General features: G+C 64.9%; 17 protein-coding genes. 14 read left to right on the forward strand and 3 right to left on the reverse strand.

The window, feature by feature from the left end; all coding sequences use genetic code 11:
• Positions 1-352: 352 nt before the first annotated feature.
• The 13 genes from HCA61_RS03990 to HCA61_RS04050 all read left to right on the forward strand — a co-directional run bounded on the left by HCA61_RS03990 (position 353) and on the right by HCA61_RS04050 (position 16,055).
• On the forward strand, positions 353-1,516 hold the full coding sequence (locus HCA61_RS03990) for a globin domain-containing protein (RefSeq protein ID WP_206039650.1): 1,164 nt from the start codon (positions 353-355) through the stop codon (positions 1,514-1,516).
• 54 nt (positions 1,517-1,570) lie between these two features.
• Positions 1,571-2,983 (forward strand): acetate metabolism transcriptional regulator RamB, encoded by a 1,413-nt coding sequence (gene ramB, locus HCA61_RS03995; RefSeq protein ID WP_169686905.1) that lies wholly within the window; start codon positions 1,571-1,573, stop codon positions 2,981-2,983.
• Between the two features lie 15 nt (positions 2,984-2,998).
• Complete coding sequence (locus tag HCA61_RS04000) at positions 2,999-3,400, forward strand: TIGR03618 family F420-dependent PPOX class oxidoreductase (RefSeq protein ID WP_169686906.1); 402 nt, start codon at positions 2,999-3,001, stop codon at positions 3,398-3,400.
• A 224-nt stretch (positions 3,401-3,624) separates the two neighbouring features.
• Positions 3,625-4,893, forward strand: a complete 1,269-nt coding sequence (urtA, locus tag HCA61_RS04005; protein ID WP_169686907.1) for an urea ABC transporter substrate-binding protein — start codon at positions 3,625-3,627, stop codon at positions 4,891-4,893.
• 30 nt (positions 4,894-4,923) lie between these two features.
• Positions 4,924-5,808: an urea ABC transporter permease subunit UrtB gene (gene urtB / locus HCA61_RS04010; protein WP_169686908.1), complete on the forward strand. Its 885-nt coding sequence runs from the start codon at positions 4,924-4,926 to the stop codon at positions 5,806-5,808.
• Complete coding sequence (gene urtC / locus HCA61_RS04015) at positions 5,808-6,932, forward strand: urea ABC transporter permease subunit UrtC (protein WP_169686909.1); 1,125 nt, start codon at positions 5,808-5,810, stop codon at positions 6,930-6,932. The genes urtB and urtC overlap by 1 nt, the downstream gene beginning before the upstream one ends.
• Positions 6,929-7,711: an urea ABC transporter ATP-binding protein UrtD gene (urtD, locus tag HCA61_RS04020; RefSeq protein WP_169686910.1), complete on the forward strand. Its 783-nt coding sequence runs from the start codon at positions 6,929-6,931 to the stop codon at positions 7,709-7,711. The genes urtC and urtD overlap by 4 nt, the downstream gene beginning before the upstream one ends.
• Position 7,712: 1 nt before the next feature.
• On the forward strand, positions 7,713-8,405 hold the full coding sequence (urtE, locus tag HCA61_RS04025) for an urea ABC transporter ATP-binding subunit UrtE (RefSeq protein ID WP_169686911.1): 693 nt from the start codon (positions 7,713-7,715) through the stop codon (positions 8,403-8,405).
• A complete protein-coding gene (locus tag HCA61_RS04030; RefSeq protein WP_169686912.1) occupies positions 8,405-9,091 on the forward strand; it encodes a GntR family transcriptional regulator in 687 nt (228 codons plus the stop codon). Before urtE ends, HCA61_RS04030 begins: the two co-directional genes overlap by 1 nt.
• 51 nt (positions 9,092-9,142) lie before the next feature.
• A complete protein-coding gene (locus HCA61_RS04035; protein ID WP_169686913.1) occupies positions 9,143-9,682 on the forward strand; it encodes a carboxymuconolactone decarboxylase family protein in 540 nt (179 codons plus the stop codon).
• A 226-nt stretch (positions 9,683-9,908) separates the two neighbouring features.
• Positions 9,909-13,517, forward strand: coding sequence for an urea carboxylase (uca, locus tag HCA61_RS04040; RefSeq protein WP_169686914.1), 3,609 nt, complete (start codon positions 9,909-9,911; stop codon positions 13,515-13,517).
• The gene (gene atzF, locus HCA61_RS04045) at positions 13,514-15,229 is read left to right on the forward strand and encodes an allophanate hydrolase (RefSeq protein WP_169686915.1); all 1,716 of its coding nucleotides are present in this window, start codon (positions 13,514-13,516) and stop codon (positions 15,227-15,229) included. The genes uca and atzF overlap by 4 nt, the downstream gene beginning before the upstream one ends.
• A 136-nt stretch (positions 15,230-15,365) precedes the next feature.
• Complete coding sequence (locus HCA61_RS04050; protein WP_169686916.1) at positions 15,366-16,055, forward strand: GAF and ANTAR domain-containing protein; 690 nt, start codon at positions 15,366-15,368, stop codon at positions 16,053-16,055.
• 22 nt (positions 16,056-16,077) lie between these two features.
• Here the strand turns inward: HCA61_RS04050 and HCA61_RS04055 are convergent, their stop codons facing one another.
• The 3 genes from HCA61_RS04055 to HCA61_RS04065 are packed head-to-tail and all read right to left on the reverse strand — an operon-like array spanning position 16,078 to position 17,848.
• Positions 16,078-16,413, reverse strand: coding sequence for a cupin domain-containing protein (locus HCA61_RS04055; RefSeq protein WP_169687416.1), 336 nt, complete (start codon positions 16,411-16,413; stop codon positions 16,078-16,080).
• Positions 16,413-17,225: a class I SAM-dependent methyltransferase gene (locus HCA61_RS04060; RefSeq protein ID WP_169686917.1), complete on the reverse strand. Its 813-nt coding sequence runs from the start codon at positions 17,223-17,225 to the stop codon at positions 16,413-16,415. Before HCA61_RS04060 ends, HCA61_RS04055 begins: the two co-directional genes overlap by 1 nt.
• A 32-nt stretch (positions 17,226-17,257) precedes the next feature.
• A complete protein-coding gene (locus HCA61_RS04065; protein ID WP_169686918.1) occupies positions 17,258-17,848 on the reverse strand; it encodes an ATP-binding cassette domain-containing protein in 591 nt (196 codons plus the stop codon).
• A 9-nt stretch (positions 17,849-17,857) separates the two neighbouring features.
• Between HCA61_RS04065 and HCA61_RS04070 the strand changes: the two genes are divergently transcribed.
• On the forward strand, positions 17,858-18,883 hold the full coding sequence (locus tag HCA61_RS04070; protein WP_169686919.1) for an ABC transporter substrate-binding protein: 1,026 nt from the start codon (positions 17,858-17,860) through the stop codon (positions 18,881-18,883).
• Positions 18,884-18,885: the final 2 nt, after the last annotated feature.

The raw sequence follows: 18,885 nt of genomic DNA on the forward strand, positions 1-18,885 counted from the left end.
CTAATCAATGGTGAGACCAACAACTGCGTCGCAGGACATGAAAGTTACCCACCAGTAGCACTGACCTCGACTTTTGCTCCCGCCTTGCCGCCGTCCGCCGCACATCTCCCCGCCACGCCCGCCACCTCACAGAGACCCGCCGGCGGTTCCCCGATGTGTCCTTCTTCACAGAATTTCCAGGCCCGCACACGCCCTGTAAATGACCTTGAAAGCACCCTGCTCGGTCGTACTATGTGGCGCACGACCGGATCGGGGCCGGTCGCGCAGAGTGCTGCGCGCCTCCTGCTTCGGTTGACATCCGCACAACCGAGGAGCAGTCATCCTTTCAGCCACGTCACGTCCGATCGTCGAGATGACCCTGCCCGTGGTCGGGGCAAGCATCGGCGTGATCTCCGAGGTCTTCTACGAGAAGCTGTTTGCCGCAGCCCCCTCGCTGCGCACCAACCTGTTCAACAGCGCGAATCAAGCCGATCGCTCGCAACAGCAGGCACTCGCAAGCTCCGTTGCCTCGTTCGCAACGCTGCTCGTGACGCAGGAGCCCGACGATATCGACGCGATCATGAGCCGAATCGCCGCCAAGCATGCGTCGCTGGGCGTGACATCCGATCTCTACGAGGTCGTGCGCACCCACCTGTTCGCTGCGATCGTGGAGGTCCTCGGCGACGCCGTCACTCCCCAGGTCGCAGCGGCCTGGAACGAGGTGTACTCCCTGATGGCCAATTCCCTGGCCGAACAGGAGTCACAGCTGTACCGGAATGCGGGTGTGGCCGCGGGCCAGGTGTGGAGGCAAGCACTGGTAGCCGCGCGCGAGTACGACGGCCAGCACTCCGCAACCCTGTTCCTGCGCCCCCTCGATGGCAAACCGTTCCGCATTCATCGCCCCGGCCAGTACACCTCTGTCCGCATCCGCTTCGCGGACGGGACAGAACAGATCCGCCAGTACACGGTGACGCATGGTCGCCAAACGGGTGAGTGGGCCCTGTCCATCAAACGGGTGCCGGGCGGGCTGGTGTCACCGATTCTCGTGGACCAGGTGGAGGAAGGAGACCAGCTCACCATTTCACAGCCGTTCGGCGGAGTCGTCGTCGACAACGACGACAACCGCCCGTTGCTCCTGGTGTCTGCCGGAATCGGCGTCACCAACACCCTCGCGACACTCCAGTATCTGGCCACGTACAACCCCGGCCGCGAGGTGACCATCATCCACGTGGAGAGGTCCGCATACGAACACGTACGGCGCATCGAGTTCAGCGCGGTGGCGAAGTCACTACCCAACTCGCAGCTGTTCCTGCGCTATACCGATTTCGACGGGGAGCACGAGGATGGAAGGAACCCGCTCACCCGCGTCCCGTTACCTTCGAACGCGCAGACGTATGTGTGCGGACCGATCGAATTCATGCGGTCGATCCGTCGTGAACTGATCGGCGCAGGGCTGTCGCCGGCAGCGATCCATTTCGAAGCATTCGCGCCGGGCTCGTGGCTCGGCCTGGAGAGCGAGCACGCACCTGTTCCTTAGCCGTGTTGCGAACCCTACGTTGCAAAGCTGGTAGAACCGTCTTACGCTGGGCGAATGGCCAAGACCTACGTCGGCGCCCGCTTGCGCCAGCTACGGACCGAGCGTGGACTCAGCCAAGCCGCACTCGCCAAGACACTCGAGATCTCTGCGAGCTATCTCAACCAGATCGAACACGATGTCCGGCCCCTGACCGTGCCGGTGCTGCTGCGGATCAGCGAAGTGTTCGGCGTCGACACGACGTTCTTCTCGTCGCAGGACGATACCCGCTTGATCGCCGAGATGCGTGAGGTCGCGCTCGACCAGGAAATGGGAATCGACGCCGACGCGCAGGAGATCGCCGAGATGGTCACCGCGCATCCCGGTCTGGCACGCGCGATGGTCAACATGCACCGCCGATTCCGCAACACCACCGCGCAGCTCGCCGCCGCGACAGAGGACCGCTACAGCGATGGCAGCGGAAGCGGTGCGATCACGATGCCGCATGAAGAAGTCCGCGACTACTTCTATCAGCGACAGAATTACCTCCACGAACTCGACACCGCCGCCGAGGAGCTCGCCAACAGGATCCGATTCCATCGAGGTGATGTCGGCGGCGAGATCGCCAAACGCATGGCTGCACTCCACGACGTACAGGTCGTCAAACGAATCGATCTCGGCGAGAACGTGCTGCACCGCTACGACCCCGAGACCCGGGTCCTCGAGATCGCACCGCAGCTGTCGGGAGGACAGCAGGTGTTCAAGCTCTCGACCGAACTCGCCTACCTCGAGTGCGGCGATCTCATCGACAAGCTCGTCGACGACGGAGGCTTCACCAGCGACCCGTCGCGCACCCTCGCACGGCTCGGACTCGCCAACTACTTCGCAGCAGCACTGATCCTCCCCTACTCCCAGTTCCACGAGATCGCCGAGGACTTCCGCTACGACATCGAACGCCTCTCGGCGTTCTATGGACAGAGTTACGAAACGGTCGCGCACCGCCTCTCGACCCTGCAGCGCCCGAAGCTGCGCGGTGTGCCGTTCTCGTTCGTCCGCGTCGACAGGGCAGGCAACATGTCCAAGCGGCAATCCGCCACCGGGTTCCACTTCTCGACGAGCGGTGGTACCTGCCCGTTGTGGAACGTGTACGAAACCTTCGCGTACCCGGGCAAGATCATGACGCAGATCGCGCAGATGCCCGACGGTCGCCGCTACCTGTGGGTCGCACGCACCGTCGAACGCCGCGCCGCGCGCTTCGGGCAGCCGTCGAAAACCTTCGCGATCGGCCTCGGCTGCGAACTACGCCATGCACACCGGCTCGTCTACGCGGAAGGCCTCGACCTCGACGAATCGAACCCCGGCACTCCGATCGGTTCAGGCTGCCGCGTGTGCGAGCGGATGAACTGTCCGCAACGTGCCTTCCCGCCCCTCGGTAAGGACATCGACATCAACGAACACCGCAGCTCCGTCTCGCCATACCTCGTGCGCTGAGTATTCTCTACCCACATGTCACGCACCCCCGATGCGCTGGGCGACAAAGCCCTCGAGTTCCTGTCCGAATACCACCTCGCAACCCTCACTACGTTGCGCAAGGACGGAACGCCCCACGTCGTCGCCGTCGGATTCACATGGGATCCCGCGACCGGCCTCGCCCGGGTCATCACCTTCGAAGGATCACAGAAGGCGCTCAACGTCGAACGAGGTGGATACGCGTCCGTCAGCCACGTCCACGGCGGGCGGTGGCTGACGATGGAAGGTCGGGCACGCGTCGCCCGCGACAGCGACTCCGTCGCCGAGGGCGAGCGGCTGTACGCAGCCCGCTACCGCGAGCCCCGGCCCAACCCCCGACGCATCGTCATCGAAATCGCGGTCGAGCGGGTCATGGGGTCCGTCCTCGACCCCGCGTAGCCCCCTCCCGCGCGCAGGTCGGCCTCCCACAGTAGGCACATTGCAATCTCGGGAAGCCGGTCAGCGCGCGGGGGCAATGTGAGCACGTCGTAACACCGGTGTCATCAACTTCACGGAACGGTCACTGGAAGACACTCCGGCGCAACAACACCCACCTAGGGTATGGACCCACGGATACAGCGCTGTATACGCCGCCCCGGTCCCCTTCCACGAAGGACACCCCCATGACAGTTGCCCGATCCAAGTCCGCCATGAGCGCCGCCGCCCTGGTCGCCGTCGGCCTCGTCCTCACCGCGTGCGGAAGCAAGGCGGCGGACACCTCCACAGCGGGTGCATCCGCCTCCGACGGGCCATCGTGCGTCGACACCTCCGGTGCCAGCATCAAGGTCGGTTCCTTGAACTCACTGTCCGGAACCATGGCGATCTCCGAGGTCACCGTGCGCGACTCGATTGCGCTGGCAGTAGAGCAGATCAACGCCGACGGCGGTGTGCTCGGCAAGCAGATCCAGATCGTTGCCGAAGACGGCGCGTCCGAGCCCACCGTGTTCGCCGAGAAAGCGGAGAAGCTCATCAGCTCCGACTGCGTCGCGGCAGTGTTCGGCGGCTGGACGTCGTCGAGCCGCAAAGCGATGCTGCCGGTGTTCGAAGACCGGAACTCGTTGCTGTACTACCCCGTCCAGTACGAGGGGCTCGAGTCGTCGTCGAACATCTTCTACACCGGGGCGACAACCAACCAGCAGATCGTCCCTGCACTCGACTACTTGAAGGAGCAGGGCGTGAAGTCCCTGTATCTGGTGGGTAGCGACTACGTCTTCCCGCAGACGGCCAACCGGATCATCCGCGCCTACGCCGATGCGAACGGCATCGAGATCAAGGGCGAGGACTACACCCCTCTCGGCTCGACCGACTTCTCCACCATCGTCAACAAGGTCCGCACCGCCGACGCCGACGCGGTGTTCAACACTCTCAACGGCGATTCCAACGTCGCGTTCTTCCGCGAGTACACGAACGCCGGCCTGAAGGCTGCCGACATGCCCGTCGTGTCGGTCTCGATCGCCGAGGAAGAGGTCGTGGGTATCGGGGCGCAGAACATCGAAGGCCAGCTCACCGCGTGGAACTACTACCAGACCGTCGACACGCCCGAGAACACCTCGTTCGTCGAGGCGTACAAGGCGAAATACGGTGAGGCGAAACCGACGTCCGACCCCATGGAAGCCGCCTACACCTCGGTGTTCCTGTGGAAGAACACCGTCGAGAAGGCCGGATCGTTCGATGTCGCAGCGATCCAGGAAGCGGCCGACGGGGTGAGCTACGAGGCACCCGAAGGCACCGTGACGATCGACGGCGACAACCACCACATCACCAAGACCGCCCGTATCGGTGAGATCCGCGGCGACGGCTTGATCTACACGATCTGGGAATCCGACGGACCGGTCGACCCCGACCCGTACCTCGAGACCTACGACTGGGCCGCATCCCTTTCCGGGAACTGACCGGCACCACCGTCGACGAGGAGTACCGATATGGATATTGTTGCAGGACAGTTGTTCACAGGATTGAGTATCGGTTCGATCCTGTTGCTGGCAGCACTGGGGCTGTCGCTGACCTTCGGTCAGATGGGTGTCATCAACATGGCCCACGGCGAATTCATCATGGCCGGTAGCTACACCGCGTTCGTGGTGCAACAGGTGATCTCGTCCGCCGGCGTCTCTCTGTTCGTGTCTCTCCTCGTCGGTTTCCTCGTCGGCGGTGCACTCGGCGTCCTCCTCGAAGTCACCCTCATCAGGCGGATGTATCACCGGCCTCTGGACACGCTGCTCGTCACCTTCGGCGTCGGTCTGCTCCTCCAGCAACTCGCCCGCGATATCTTCGGCGCTCCGGCCGTCAACGTCGCTGCACCGAACTGGCTTTCCGGTGGTGTCGAGATCCTCGGTGCGGTTGTTCCCAAGACTCGCCTGTTCATCCTCGTTCTCGCCACAGTGTGTGTGGTCGCCTTGATCACCGCGATGAAGTACACCCCGATGGGACGAAGGATTCGCGCGGTCGTGCAGAACCGCGACCTCGCGGAGACCGTCGGAATCTCGTCGCGCCGCACCGACCTGACCACCTTCTTCATCGGCTCCGGACTTGCAGGCCTCGCCGGAGTCGCACTGACGCTCATCGGATCGACGAGCCCGACGATCGGGTCTGCCTATCTCATCGACGCTTTCCTCGTCGTTGTCATCGGCGGTCTCGGCCGCATCGAAGGTGCCGTCATCGCCGCGATCGCCCTGGGCCTGCTCAACTCGTTCATCGAATACTCGACCACCGCCTCGATCGCGAAGGTGATCGTGTTCGTGCTCATCGTGATCTTCCTCCAGGTCCGTCCGCAGGGCCTGTTCGCGGTCAAGACAAGGAGTTTGGTCTGATGTCGATGACCTTCCACCCCCGCGACCTCACCCGACCCGGCCCGTTGCGCACAGCCGCGGGATTCACCCTCGCCGCAGTGATCCTCTTCGCCGTGGCGCCCGCAGTACTGTCCGACTTCCGCCTGGGACTACTCGGCAAGTTCCTGTGCTTCGCGATCGTCGCGGTGGGCATCGGACTCGCGTGGGGCCGCGGCGGCATGCTCACCCTCGGCCAGGGCGTGTTCTTCGGCCTCGGCGCCTACATCATGGCGATGCATCTGAAGGTGGCCGACGCCGAACTCCGCGGCGACACCGTCCCCGATTTCATGCAGATCGCAGGCATCCGCGAACTACCCGCATACTGGGTTCCGTTCTCCTCGCCCCTGGTGACCATCCTCGCGATCGCGTTGCTGCCGGCCCTCGTCGCACTTGTGCTTGGCCTCGGCGTCTTCAAACGTCGCGTCAAGGGCGCCTACTTCGCGATCCTGTCACAGGCCCTCGCCGCAGCCTTCGCCATCCTGCTCATCGGGCAGCAGTCCACCGGAGGTTCCAACGGTCTCAACCGATTCCGGAGCTTCTTCGGGTTCGACCTGGCCGATCCCGCCAACAAACGGATGCTGTTCTTCATCGTCGCCGCGATCCTGCTTCTCGTCGTCGCCGCGACCCGCCAACTCATGCAGTCCCGCTACGGCGAACTGCTTGTCGCAGTCCGCGACCAGGAGGAACGCGTCCGGTTCCTCGGGTACGACCCCGCCAACATCAAGGTGGTGGCCTACACGGTCGCTGCGTTCTTCGCCGGCATCGCAGGCGCGATGTTCGTGCCCATCGTCGGCATCATCTCCCCCGCCGACATCGGGATCGTCCCCTCGATCGCGTTCCTCATCGGTGTCGCCATCGGCGGTCGCACCACCCTGCTCGGCCCCGTTCTCGGTGCGATCGGTGTCGCATGGGCCCAGACCGCCCTGTCCGAGAGTTTCCCGTCGGCATGGACGTACGCACAGGCCCTGTTGTTCATCGTCGTCATCGGCTTCTTCCCCGCCGGAATCGCCGGGCTCGCCAAGCTTCGCCGACGTCGCACGAAGGCGAATTCCACCGAGGACCCGACGACGTCCTCGTCCGAACCCGAATTGGAGCCGGCCCGATGAGCGCACCCGAATACGGCGGCAACGCAGGTATGTCCGCCGAGTATCTCGAAATCTCCGACCTACGAGTCACATTCGATGGCTTCACCGCTGTCGACGGCGTCGATCTCACCCTGTTCCAGGGCGACCTGCGGTTCCTCATCGGCCCCAACGGCGCAGGTAAGACGACACTTGTCGACGCTGTCACCGGGCTCGTCCCCGCAACCGGGTCCGTCACCAGATCCGGCGTCGAACTGCTCGGCCGAAAGACTCACAAGATCGCGCGCCTCGGCGTGGGCCGCACCTTCCAGACCGCGTCGGTGTTCGAGGAACTGTCGGTCCTGCAGAATCTCGACATCGCCGCCGGAGCCGGCCGCTCACCGTGGCAACTGCTCCGCCGACGCAAGGAGGTCCTGCCCGAGATCGAACATGCCCTCGAGACGATCGGCCTCACCGCACACCGCGACACACCCGCAGGGATCCTCGCCCACGGCCAGAAGCAGTGGCTCGAGATCGGGATGCTGCTCGTGCAGAACGCCGACGTCATGCTCCTCGACGAGCCCGTCGCAGGCATGAGCAGCGAGGAACGCGAAGAGACCGGGCACTTGCTCCGCCGAATCGGCGCGCAGCGCACCGTGGTCGTCGTCGAACACGACATGGACTTCATGCGCGCGTTCGCGACATCGGTGACGGTGCTCGCCCGCGGCAAGGTCATCGCCGACGGCACCGTCGAGGAAGTACAGAACAACCCGCAGGTCCAGGAGGTCTACCTCGGGACCACCCCTGCAGTACAGGAGGCGTGAGATGCTCGAACTCGTCGACGTACGTGTCGCATACGGGCGCACCGAGATCATCCACGGTGTCTCCCTCGACGTGCCTCAGGACGGCGTCGTCGCCGTGATGGGACACAACGGCGCAGGCAAGACCACACTGTTGCGTGCCGCGGTCGGGTTGCTGCCCGTCACACGAGGAAAGATCCTGTTCGACGGCGAGGACATCACCGGACTGCGTCCCGCCGCTCGTGTCGCACGCGGACTCGCGTACGTGCCGCAGGGTCAGCAGTCGTTCGGTCAACTCACCTGTTCCGAGAACCTGCAGGTCGTCGCCGACGGACGCAGGAACGGCAGGAACCTGATCGCGAATATGCTCGATCTCTTCCCCGCTCTCGTCCCGCTTCTCGACCGGCGCGCAGGTCTGTTGTCCGGTGGCCAGCGACAACAACTCGCCATCGCCCGAGCTCTCATCACCGAGCCGCGCATGCTCATTCTCGATGAACCCACCGAGGGCATCCAGCCGTCCGTCGTCGCGGAGATCGAGAACACCATCGTCGAACTGAGCCGCTCGGGCGACCTCGGCGTGTTACTCGTCGAACAGCACATCGGATTCGCGCTCGACAACGCACTGCGCTACTACGTCGTCGAGTCCGGCCGCGTCACCTCCACCGGCGCCGGTGGCACCGAGGCCGCACGCACTGTGCGTGAAGCGATGGCGATCTGATGACGACCGCAACTCACCGGGATCGGGTATATCGAGCGTTGCGTGACGACCTGATGTCCGGCACCTTGGCGGCGGACGAACGACTCGGCGAGGAGAAACTCGCGGATCGCTACGAGGTATCGCGGACACCGGTACGGGAGGCGTTGGCCAGGTTGGTCTCCGACGGACTCGTCGAACGCCGCACCGGTGGCTTGTTTCCGTACCGCCCGCGCTTCGACGACCTCGCCGACCTGTACGAATTGCGCATCACCCTCGAGCTTCACGGAATTCGCCGGGCACTCGACAATCCGACGATCCGCCACGACCCGGCCGTCCTCGGCCCGGAACTGGACCTCTGGTACACGCTGCGTGCCGACCCGCCCGCGCCCGATGCCGGTTTTGTGACCCTCGACGAGCGGTATCACCTGGCAGTGCTCGCGTCATCCGGAAACCGCGCGTTGTGTGACGCCCTCGCTACGGTGAACGGCAAGGTCCGGCCGGTGCGAATGTTCGATTACCTGACTCCGGACCGCATGACCGCGACCATCGATGAACACATCGAAGTGGCCGAACTGCTTCTCGACGGGAAAATGGACGACGCTCACCGGGTCCTGCTCGGACACATCGATACCTCCCGGACCGTCGTGATCCGACGGGCCGAGGAGGCACGCGCGATGGCACGCTTCGCGCAAGCACTGCGGGACTGACGAGCACGTGTCGCACGTGACTGATGCGCGACGTTCGTGCACACTACGACCGTGACGCCACGAATCCAGCCCGGACGGCTCAAGGAACTCGGCCCGATCAACTGGGTTGCGTGGAAAGCACTGTCCCGCGCCGCCGGCACGCCCGACGCTCATCTGTTCAGCACTCTGGGCCGATCGGGCCGGCTGTTCCGCGGCTGGCTGCACTATTCGGGCATGCTGATGCCGTTCGGCAAGCTGACGCGCTTCGAAGCGGAGATGGTCATCTTGCGTGTGGCCCACTTGCGCGCCTGCGACTACGAATTCGACCATCACACGCGTCTCGGCGCGCGAGCCGGAATCACCGACGAGTTGCGCGAACGGATCGTCACCGGGCCGTCCGCAGAGAGCCTGAGCCGACGGCAGCGTGCCGTCCTGACGGCCGTGGACGAATTGGTCGGCACTCGAAACCTCACCGATGAGACGTGGTCGGCGCTCGCGGAGTTCTTCGACGACCGGCGCATGATCGAATTCTGCCTCCTTGTCACCCAGTACGACGGTCTCGCCACCACCATCGGTGTGCTTCGACTCGATCGCGATTTCGGCGGCGAGTAACGCTTCTTTCTCCTGACGTGCGGGCTCTTCCCGCATCGTGCGCTCCACCCGGCATCAGCGGTGACAGCTCTTCCTAACCGACGCTTTACCGCAGGAAACCGGGACGAAACACCGGGCTCATAGCGTATACAGCAGTGTCCACAGCGGCGGATACAGAGGTGGCACAACCACTTCTGCATTTCTCGATGTGAATCCTGTTCGCCCGCCAACTTCGAAGGAGCACGCCGTGGCATTCGGATTCGATACCCTTCTGGTCGCGAATCGCGGTGAAATCGCGTGCCGCATCATGCGCACCGCGCACCTGATCGGGCTGAAGACGGTGGCGGTCTACTCGGATGCCGACGCATCCGCCGCACACGTCGAATCGGCCGATATGGCAGTACGTCTCGGTCCCGCGCCTGCCGCGGAATCCTACCTGCGTGCCGACCGCGTGATCGAGGCGGCACTCACCTCCGGTGCCGGCGCGATCCATCCCGGCTACGGCTTCCTCTCCGAAAACGCCGAGTTCGCCGCTGCATGCGAAGCCGCAGGCATCGTCTTCGTCGGCCCGACTGCCCACCAGCTGAGCGTGTTCGGCGACAAACACACAGCGCGCGAAGCCGCACGCGCGGTGGGAGTTCCCCTGGTCGCCGGAAGCGGACTCCTCACCTCCCTCGAGGACGCGCTCGCCGCGGCCGACGATATCGGGTATCCGGTGATGCTCAAGGCCGTCGGGGGCGGCGGCGGTATCGGAATGCAGGCCTGTCACCACCCCGACGACCTACGCGAGGCATACGACCGTGTGCTGCGACTGGCGTCGGCGAACTTCTCGTCCTCGGGAGTCTTCCTCGAGCGGTTCATCGTGCACGCCCGCCACGTCGAGGTGCAGGTCTTCGGCGATGGCCTGGGCCGCACGGTCAGTCTCGGCACGCGCGACTGCTCACTGCAGCGACGCAACCAGAAGGTGGTCGAAGAAGCACCCGCACCGAATCTGCCCGACGAACTCGTCGAGCAGATGCTCACATCGTCGCGGGCGCTTGCGTCATCGGTGCAGTATCGTTCCGCGGGCACGGTCGAGTTCGTGTACGACACCGCGCGCGACGAGGTGTCGTTCCTCGAGATGAACACCCGTCTACAGGTGGAACATCCGGTCACCGAAGAGGTGACCGGCGTGGATCTCGTCGAGTGGATGCTACGGCTCGCCGGTGGCGAGACGACGTTGCTCGACGCGATTCCGGATTCGGGGCCCGAGATCACGGGACACGCCGTGGAGGCCCGCGTGTATGCAGAAGACCCAGGACGGGACTACCGGCCCAGTTCCGGCTTGCTCACGCACGTCGAGTTCCCCGCGCACACCCGCGTCGAGACCTGGGTCGATACCGGCACCGAGGTCAGCTCGTACTACGATCCGATGATCGCGAAGGTGATCGTACGCGGCGAATCGCGCCGCACCGCGTTCGCCGGACTGGCCGAAGCCCTCGACGACACCAGCGTGTACGGCGTGCAGACGAACCTTTCTCTGCTGCAGCAGATCTGCTCCGACGAATCGCTCCTGCGCGCCGAGCACACCACGGCAACACTCGCCGGTGTCTCCGGCATCGGACGCCGGATCGATGTGCTGCGCGCAGGCACCATGACCACCGTTCAGGACTTTCCGGGACGAACGGGGTTGTGGGAGGTCGGGATTCCCCCGTCCGGGCCGATGGACGACCTGTCGTTTCGCGCTGCGAACATCGCGGTGGGCAATGCCGAAGGTGCCCCGGGATTCGAATGCACGCTCCAGGGACCGCGACTGACCTTCTCGGACAACACCATCGTGTGTGTTACCGGAGCACCGGCCGACGTCACGCTCGACGGTGCGCGGATACCCATGTGGGAACCGATCGAGGTCTCCGCTGGTGCTGTGCTCGACGTCGGAACTCCGGTCGATGCGGGCCTGCGCACCTATGTGGCGGTGCGCGGAGGTCTCGACGTGCCGCTCTTCCACGGCAGCGCCTCCACCTTCACACTCGGTGGTTTCGGTGGACCGACCGGCGCGGAGGTCGCCACCGGCGATGTCCTCGGACTCGCGGACACCACCGTCGTCACCGATCCAGCGCCCGTGCCCGACGATCGACGACCCGAATTCGGTCACACCTGGCATCTCGCGGTCACCGAAGGCCCCCAGCCCGCGCCCGCGTACTTCACCCGAGAGGACATGGCGCAGTTCTACGACACGACATGGACCGTCCAGACCCACGCCAACCGGACGGGAATCCGCCTGGACGGCCCCAAACCGACGTGGTCACGCACCGACGGAGGCGACGCCGGACTCCACCCGTCGAATCTGCACGACAATCCGTACAGTGTCGGGTCACTCAATGTCTCGGGTGATACGCCGATCCTGCTCGGTCCCGACGGCCCGAGTCTCGGTGGTTTCGCGTGCCCGCTGACCGTGGTGTCGGGACATCGGTGGAAACTCGGTCAGATCCGCCCCGGCGACTCCGTCCGGTTCGTGCCGGTGACGGACGAGGACGCAGCCGCCCTCCGCCACGGTGCGCACCGATCGCTCGACGTACCGCCGATCGTGCCGAGCACCACACTCGACGCCGGACGCCTCGGCGGTTTCGACTCGATGCTCGACCGACCCGAGGTCGCGTACCTTCGCGGCGGCGACGACAACATCCTCGTCGAATACGGCGAGATGACCCTGGACCTCGGCCTGCGGATGCGCGTCCACGCATTGTCCGAAGCACTGGCCGCGACGCAGATCCCCGGCATCATCGACGTCACCCCCGGTGTGCGGTCGCTGCATATCCACTTCGACCCCGATGTCCTCCCCCAGTTCCGATTGCTCGGCGTGCTACAGGATCTCGAAACCGAGCTGCCGGCGACCCACGATCTCGTAGTACCCAGCCGCACGGTCCGGCTACCACTCTCGTTCGACGACCCGTCGATCTCCGAGGCGTTGTCGCGGTACCGCAGCGGCGTGCGCGACGACGCTCCCTGGCTCCCCTCCAACATCGAGTTCATCCGCCGCATCAACGGTCTCGACTCCGTGGACGAAGTCCGCGACACCGTGTTCGACGCCGAATATCTCGTTCTGGGTCTCGGAGACGTGTATCTCGGTGCTCCCCTGGCAGTCCCGCTCGATCCGCGGCATCGGCTCGTGACCACCAAGTACAACCCGGCTCGGACGTGGACACCGTCGGACGCCGTGGGCATCGGCGGAAAGTACCTGTGCGTCTACGGGATGGAGTCTCCCGGCGGTTACCAGCTCGTCGGCCGTACCGTGCCGATCTGGTCCGGCTACCGGCAGTCGGGGCCGTTCGAGGACGGCAAGCCGTGGCTGTTCCGGTTCTTCGACCGTATCGTCTGGGAGCCCGTCTCTCCGGAGCAGTTGCTCGAGTACCGGGCCGCGTCGAAGGCCGGGCGGTTCGACGCCGACATCTCGGAGGGAACGTTCGTCCTCGCCGACCATCTCCGGTTCCTGGAGAACAACGCCGGCTCCATCGCCGAGTTCGATGCGAAGCAGTCCGCCGCCTTCGAGCTCGAGAAGAAAGCGTGGCACGACTCCGGCGAATTCGACCGCGCCGAGACCTCACCCATCGAGGTCTCCACCACGGCCGACCCGCTTGCCGGGATGCCTGACGGCTCCACCGTCGTCGAAGCGTCACTCGTGGGCAACGTGTGGCGTGTCGAGGTCGCCGAAGGAGAGTCCGTCGACGTCGACACCACCGCCGTGATCCTCGAAGCCATGAAACTCGAAATGCCGGTCCCCACCGGACGGACCGGAACAGTCCTGAAGGTGCTCGTCACACCGGGCGCAAGAGTCGCGCCGGGCACCCCCCTTCTCGTGATCGGACCCGAAGCATGACAACCGATTTCGCCACGTCCACCGAAACCGCGACTGAGCGCGCGCGACGCGCTCTCAGCCGCATCGCGGAGGTCGACCGTCCCGAGGTGTGGATCACGCTGCGCGATGCGGACGACATCCTCGCCGACGCCGCTGCCGTCGACGCACGTGTCGCGGCCGGCCGGTCACTTCCCCTCGCAGGCTTTGTGGTCGCGGTCAAGGACAACGTCGATGTTGCCGGCCTGCCGACCACTGCCGGGTGCCCCGAATTCGCGTACATACCGACGACCACGGCTTCGGGTGTCACCCGTCTGATCGATGCGGGCGCGGTGATTCTCGGAAAGACCAATCTCGACCAGTTCGCAACGGGCCTCGTGGGCACCCGCAGCCCGTACGGTGCGGTGCGATGTGCATGGGATCCCGAGCGTATTTCCGGTGGGTCCAGCTCGGGTTCAGCAGCTGCTGTGGCCCTGGGCATCGCCGACATCGGGATCGGCACCGACACCGCGGGTTCGGGGCGAGTGCCTGCTGCCCTGCACGGCATCGTCGGCATCAAGGCCACGCTGGGAGTGATTCCGACGCACGGTGTGGTGCCCGCGTGCGTCGACTACGACTGCCTCACCGTACTCGCAGAGTCTCTCGACCTCGCGACGAAGGCGGCTGCGGTGATGGCGGCACCGGACGAACGCGATCCGCGCAGCCGCGCATGGCCGACCGACGTACGGCTCGCCGCTCCCGCACAGATCCGGCTCGCCGTGCCGCGACCGGAGGATCTCATCGCACTGTGCGCCGAGTACCGCGACGCGTTCGATGCGACCGTCGCCGACGCTCGCCGCTCGGGCATCGAGGTCACCGAAGTGGACATCTCTCCGCTGCTCGATGCGGCAACTTTGCTCTATGACGGAGCCCTGGTCGCCGAACGCTATGCGGCCGTGGGCAAGTTCCTCGAGACGGCACGGGTCGGTGCGGACCCCACGGTCGCCGCGATCGTCGCATCGGCGCAGAAACCGGCGGCGCACGAACTGGTGACCGACCTCGACTCCCTGGTCCATACACGGGCGTACGCGAGCGTGTTGCTGGACGGCTTCGACGGCCTGCTGCTCCCGACCACCACCGAGCATCCGACGATCGCTGCGGTGCAAAGTGAGCCTGTGGTCATCAATCGCCGGATGGGTACGTACACCAACTTCTGCAACCTGCTCGACATGGCTGCGGTTGCGGTACCCGGCGCCGTCACATCCGAAGGACATCCGTTCGGGGTGATGGTGGTGGTGCCGGGGTTCGACGATCAGGTGGCGATCGACATCGCGGCGCGCCTCACCGGCGTGGAGGCACCGCAGTTCGTCGATGCGGGCGTCGAGATGGCGGTATTCGGGGCTCACCTGCGGGGTCAGCCGTTGCACTTCCAGTTGGAGGCCATCGGTGCCCGTTTCTCCGGACGGGTGCACACGTCGGACGCGTACCGGTTGATGGCGCTGAACACCGCCCCGCCGAAACCCGGCCTGGTGCGACACGGTGGCGGTGAGGGCGCCGCGATCGCCGGTGAGCTGTTCCGAGTGTCCGAGGCCGGGCTCGGCAGGTTCCTCTCGACCCTGCCGGCACCGATGACCCTCACGAGCGTCGAACTCTCGGACGGGCGGTGGGTCGTCGGGTTCGGTTGCACCCACGACGCATCCGCAGATGGACTCGACATCACCGAATTCGGCGGTTGGTTGGCCTACACAACGAGCTGACGGTCACGCAGCGTCGGTTCGTATGCCGGTCGCACGACCCGAAGCAGGCCGTTTCGCCGCGGTTCGAGCCAGATGTCGACCGCGGTGGAGCGAGCGGACTATCGTCGACCAGGTAGGCGAAGAAAGGTGCCGGACGATGTCGGATCAGGACGAACGATTGAGCGGGATCATGGCTGATCTTGCTCGTTCGATGACAGACGCTACCGATCTGGAGTCGTCGCTCGATCGCCTCACCACGACCGCAATCGCACTGATTCCGGGTGCGGATTCTGCCGGGGTTCTCATGGTCACCGGACCGTCCGAGTTCGAGACCCACGCCGCCACCTCCGAACTGACGAGGCGGGTGGACAAGATTCAGGCAGAACTCCAGGAGGGCCCGTGCGTCGATGCCGCACTGGATGCGGAGATGACACACACCGCCGATCTGCGATCGGAACCACGATGGCCGCAGTTCTCTGCAGCCGCGGTCGAGGCGGGCATACTCAGTATGTTGTCGTTTCGCCTGTTCACCCACGGTGCTGAGTCCGGCGCCCTCAACCTGTTCGCGTCCGAATCCGGGGCATTCGATGCCGAGTCGATGCACGTCGGCGGGGTTCTCGCTGCGCATGCGGCCATCGCGGTCCTCTCCTCCCGCAAGGAACTGCAGTTCAAGTCCGCGCTTGCCAGCCGCGACCTGATCGGCCAGGCCAAGGGCATGCTCATGGAGCGGTTCGCTGTGGGGGCCGAACAGGCCTTCCAGATGATGGTTCAGCTGTCACAGGAGACGAACACACCTGTTTCAGTGATCGCGGCCCGCATAGTCGAATCCGGTCCGGGCCGCCGCTGACCCCCACTTGCGATGCGCCGAGTCAGCGCAGGATCGTCAGCATCACGACGGAGTCGGTGTTTGCGACGAGTTTGTGCATGATGCCCTCGTCGACATGCACCGCGGTACCCGGGACGAGCGAGACCGTCTCGTCGGCGGTGCTGAACGACACGTCTCCACTGGTTGCCTGCACGAGAATCGGCGCGGGCGCGCGGTGGTCCTTCAAGATCTGCCCCGCAGCGAAACTCATTCGGATCACCGTGGCACCCGGCCGCGACACAAGCTTTTCGAGGCGTGGGGCGTCGCCGTCCTTGACGTCGAGATGGGTGAGTCCTTCGATCACGGTCATCGTGCCGTCGGAGTCGGTTGTTTCGGTCATCATGCCGCCTTCTTCTTCGCGATGATCTCGATCGCGACGAGGTGTTTCTTGTATTTCGTGAAGGTGGACCGCATCTGCAGCACACGCGCTCGCGCGTCGGAGTCCCGTAGTACGTTGCCCACGAATTTGACTGTACCGACGAGCCCTTCGTCGGCGAGGATGCGCTGGGGTTCGAGCAGTGCCATGGGTGCGAAGCCCACGGTCTCGACCTCGAATCCGGCGTCGGTGAGAAGCGTCGTCCATTCGGCCGCGGTGAGCGGACGTGCGTTGACCTTGATGGACCGCGCTAGAGACTTGCGGATCTCGGTCTTGACCTCGTCGTCGACCTCGTCGGGCTCGATCGCCAATTCGTGGATCGCGTAGCGACCACCAGGTCGCAGCACGCGTAGTGCTTCCTCGATGATCTCGCTCTTGTGCTTGTCGGTCTGCATGGTGAGCATCGCCTCACCGACCACGACATCCGCGGTCGCATCGTCGAGCCCTGTCTTCGACGCCTCGCCGCTGACGACCGTGCCGGAGGAGTTGATGGCCTTGCGGGTCAATTCGGCTGCACTCTCGTCGGATTCGACGCCCACATAACTTTTGGGAGCGAACTCCAGGATGTTCTGCGCCGTGCGGCCGAGGCCCGGCGCGAACTCGACGACATCGACGCCGCGCAACTTCGCATCGGAGAGCATCCGTTCCGTGAGTTCTTTCCCACCGGGACGCAGGACGCGCTTTCCGAGGCGCGCGAGCAGCCAATGGCCGGGTAGATGTGCGGCATCCCGGTCGGCCAGCGGCAGTCCGTCGTCGGTTGGGCGCTTGTCGTTCATGTTCTTTCGACCTCTCTCACATCTCATCCTATTTACAGGAATAATGTACGGTAAATTCCCATGGTGGTGAAGACGTCCGTGATCTCATGCGCAGTCATCAAGATGCCTGCGCCCTCTGCCGCGGCGCGTCCGAGCGCGACCCCCACGGTTTTCGCGGAAGCAGAGTCCAGGTGCGCGAACGGTTCGTCGGCGAACACCACCGACGGACGCGCATACAGCGCCCGGGCCAGTGCCGCGCGACGCTGCATTCCGCCGGACAGACGGAAGGTCGATAGGTGGGCGACGTCCGTGAGTCCGACCTCGTCGAGCGCACGATCGACCTCCGGGTACGGACCCGACGACCACACGCTCCGCCCCGGCGCACCGAGCCGGACGTTCCTCCCCACCGACATCCACGGCAGCAGCCGTGCTTCCTGGAACAGGATTCCCTGTCGCTCGGCCCGGCGGGTGACGGTGCCCGTGGACGGTTCGAGTAGTCCGGCGGCAGCATGCAGCACCGTGGTCTTTCCCAACCCGGATTTGCCGAGTACGACCAGGATTTCACCGGAGTGGAGCCGTAAGGACACATCATCGACGATCACCCTGCTGCCGCGGGACAGACCCACCCTGTCGAATTCGATCAAAGGATCTCCGTGAACCATCATCATTTCCCCTCGAGAATTCGTGCACTGGTCGTCGCACTGTCTGTCACCACGATGCTGCTCACCGCATGCGGCACCGACGACGACGCGTCGGCGTGTGGAGCCGAGACCACTGCGAGCGGCGCCGGCTCCGGTCTGCCCGACTCCCTGAACGTCGGTGTCGCGAACAATGTGGCGATGGCTGCGCCGTTGACCGGACTCGACGACCTCGGCGTCGAAGAGACCTCGACGAGCACCGCGAGCACCCCGGAAGAGTTGCGCACCAACTTCATTGCCGGGAATTATGACCTCGCTGCCATGCCGATCAACATCGCCGCGAATCTGTGCGCGCAGGGCATCGACCTCGTCCTCGTCGGCACGGTGAGCGGCAACATCGTGTACCTGATGGGCCCCGAAGGCACGACGCTCGACGATCTGCGCGGGCAGACCGTCCACATCCCGTTCGAGAACGACATCATCGATCTGGTGACCCGGCAGATCCTCGACAGCGCCGGGATGACCTATACCGGTGAGAATCCCGACGTCACTCTGCAATACCACCCCACACCACTCGATATCGCCACCGGATTGACGTCGGGCTCTATGCAGTACGCGATCCTCCCCGAGCACCTCTCGACGGTTGTCGCCGGAGCGGGCGGCAACATCGTCGAAGCGCAGAGCATGCAGGACCTGTGGGTGGAACAGACCGACGCGTCGTCCCTGCCGTTCGCCGGATTCGTACTCCGCGGCGAAGTGGCTCGCGAATACCCGGATCTCGTCGGCTCCCTGCAGACGAACCTGCTCGGCTCGGTCATCGAGGTCGTGTCCGACCCGCAGCGGGGCGCGATCGCGATCGCCGACATCGTCCCGATCCCCGTGGACGTGGTCGGGCAGGTGCTGCCGGATCTGCGGCCGACCTATCTGCCCGCCGCAGAGGGGCGCACCGATACCGAACTGCTTTACGAGTCGCTGATGACCACGGTGCCGGAGTCCATCGGCGGCGAAATGCCTGCGGACGGCTTCTACGGAGGAAACTGACG

The sequence above is a fragment of the Rhodococcus sp. HNM0563 genome, assembly GCF_012726195.1.
Taxonomy (GTDB): Bacteria; Actinomycetota; Actinomycetes; order Mycobacteriales; family Mycobacteriaceae; genus Rhodococcus.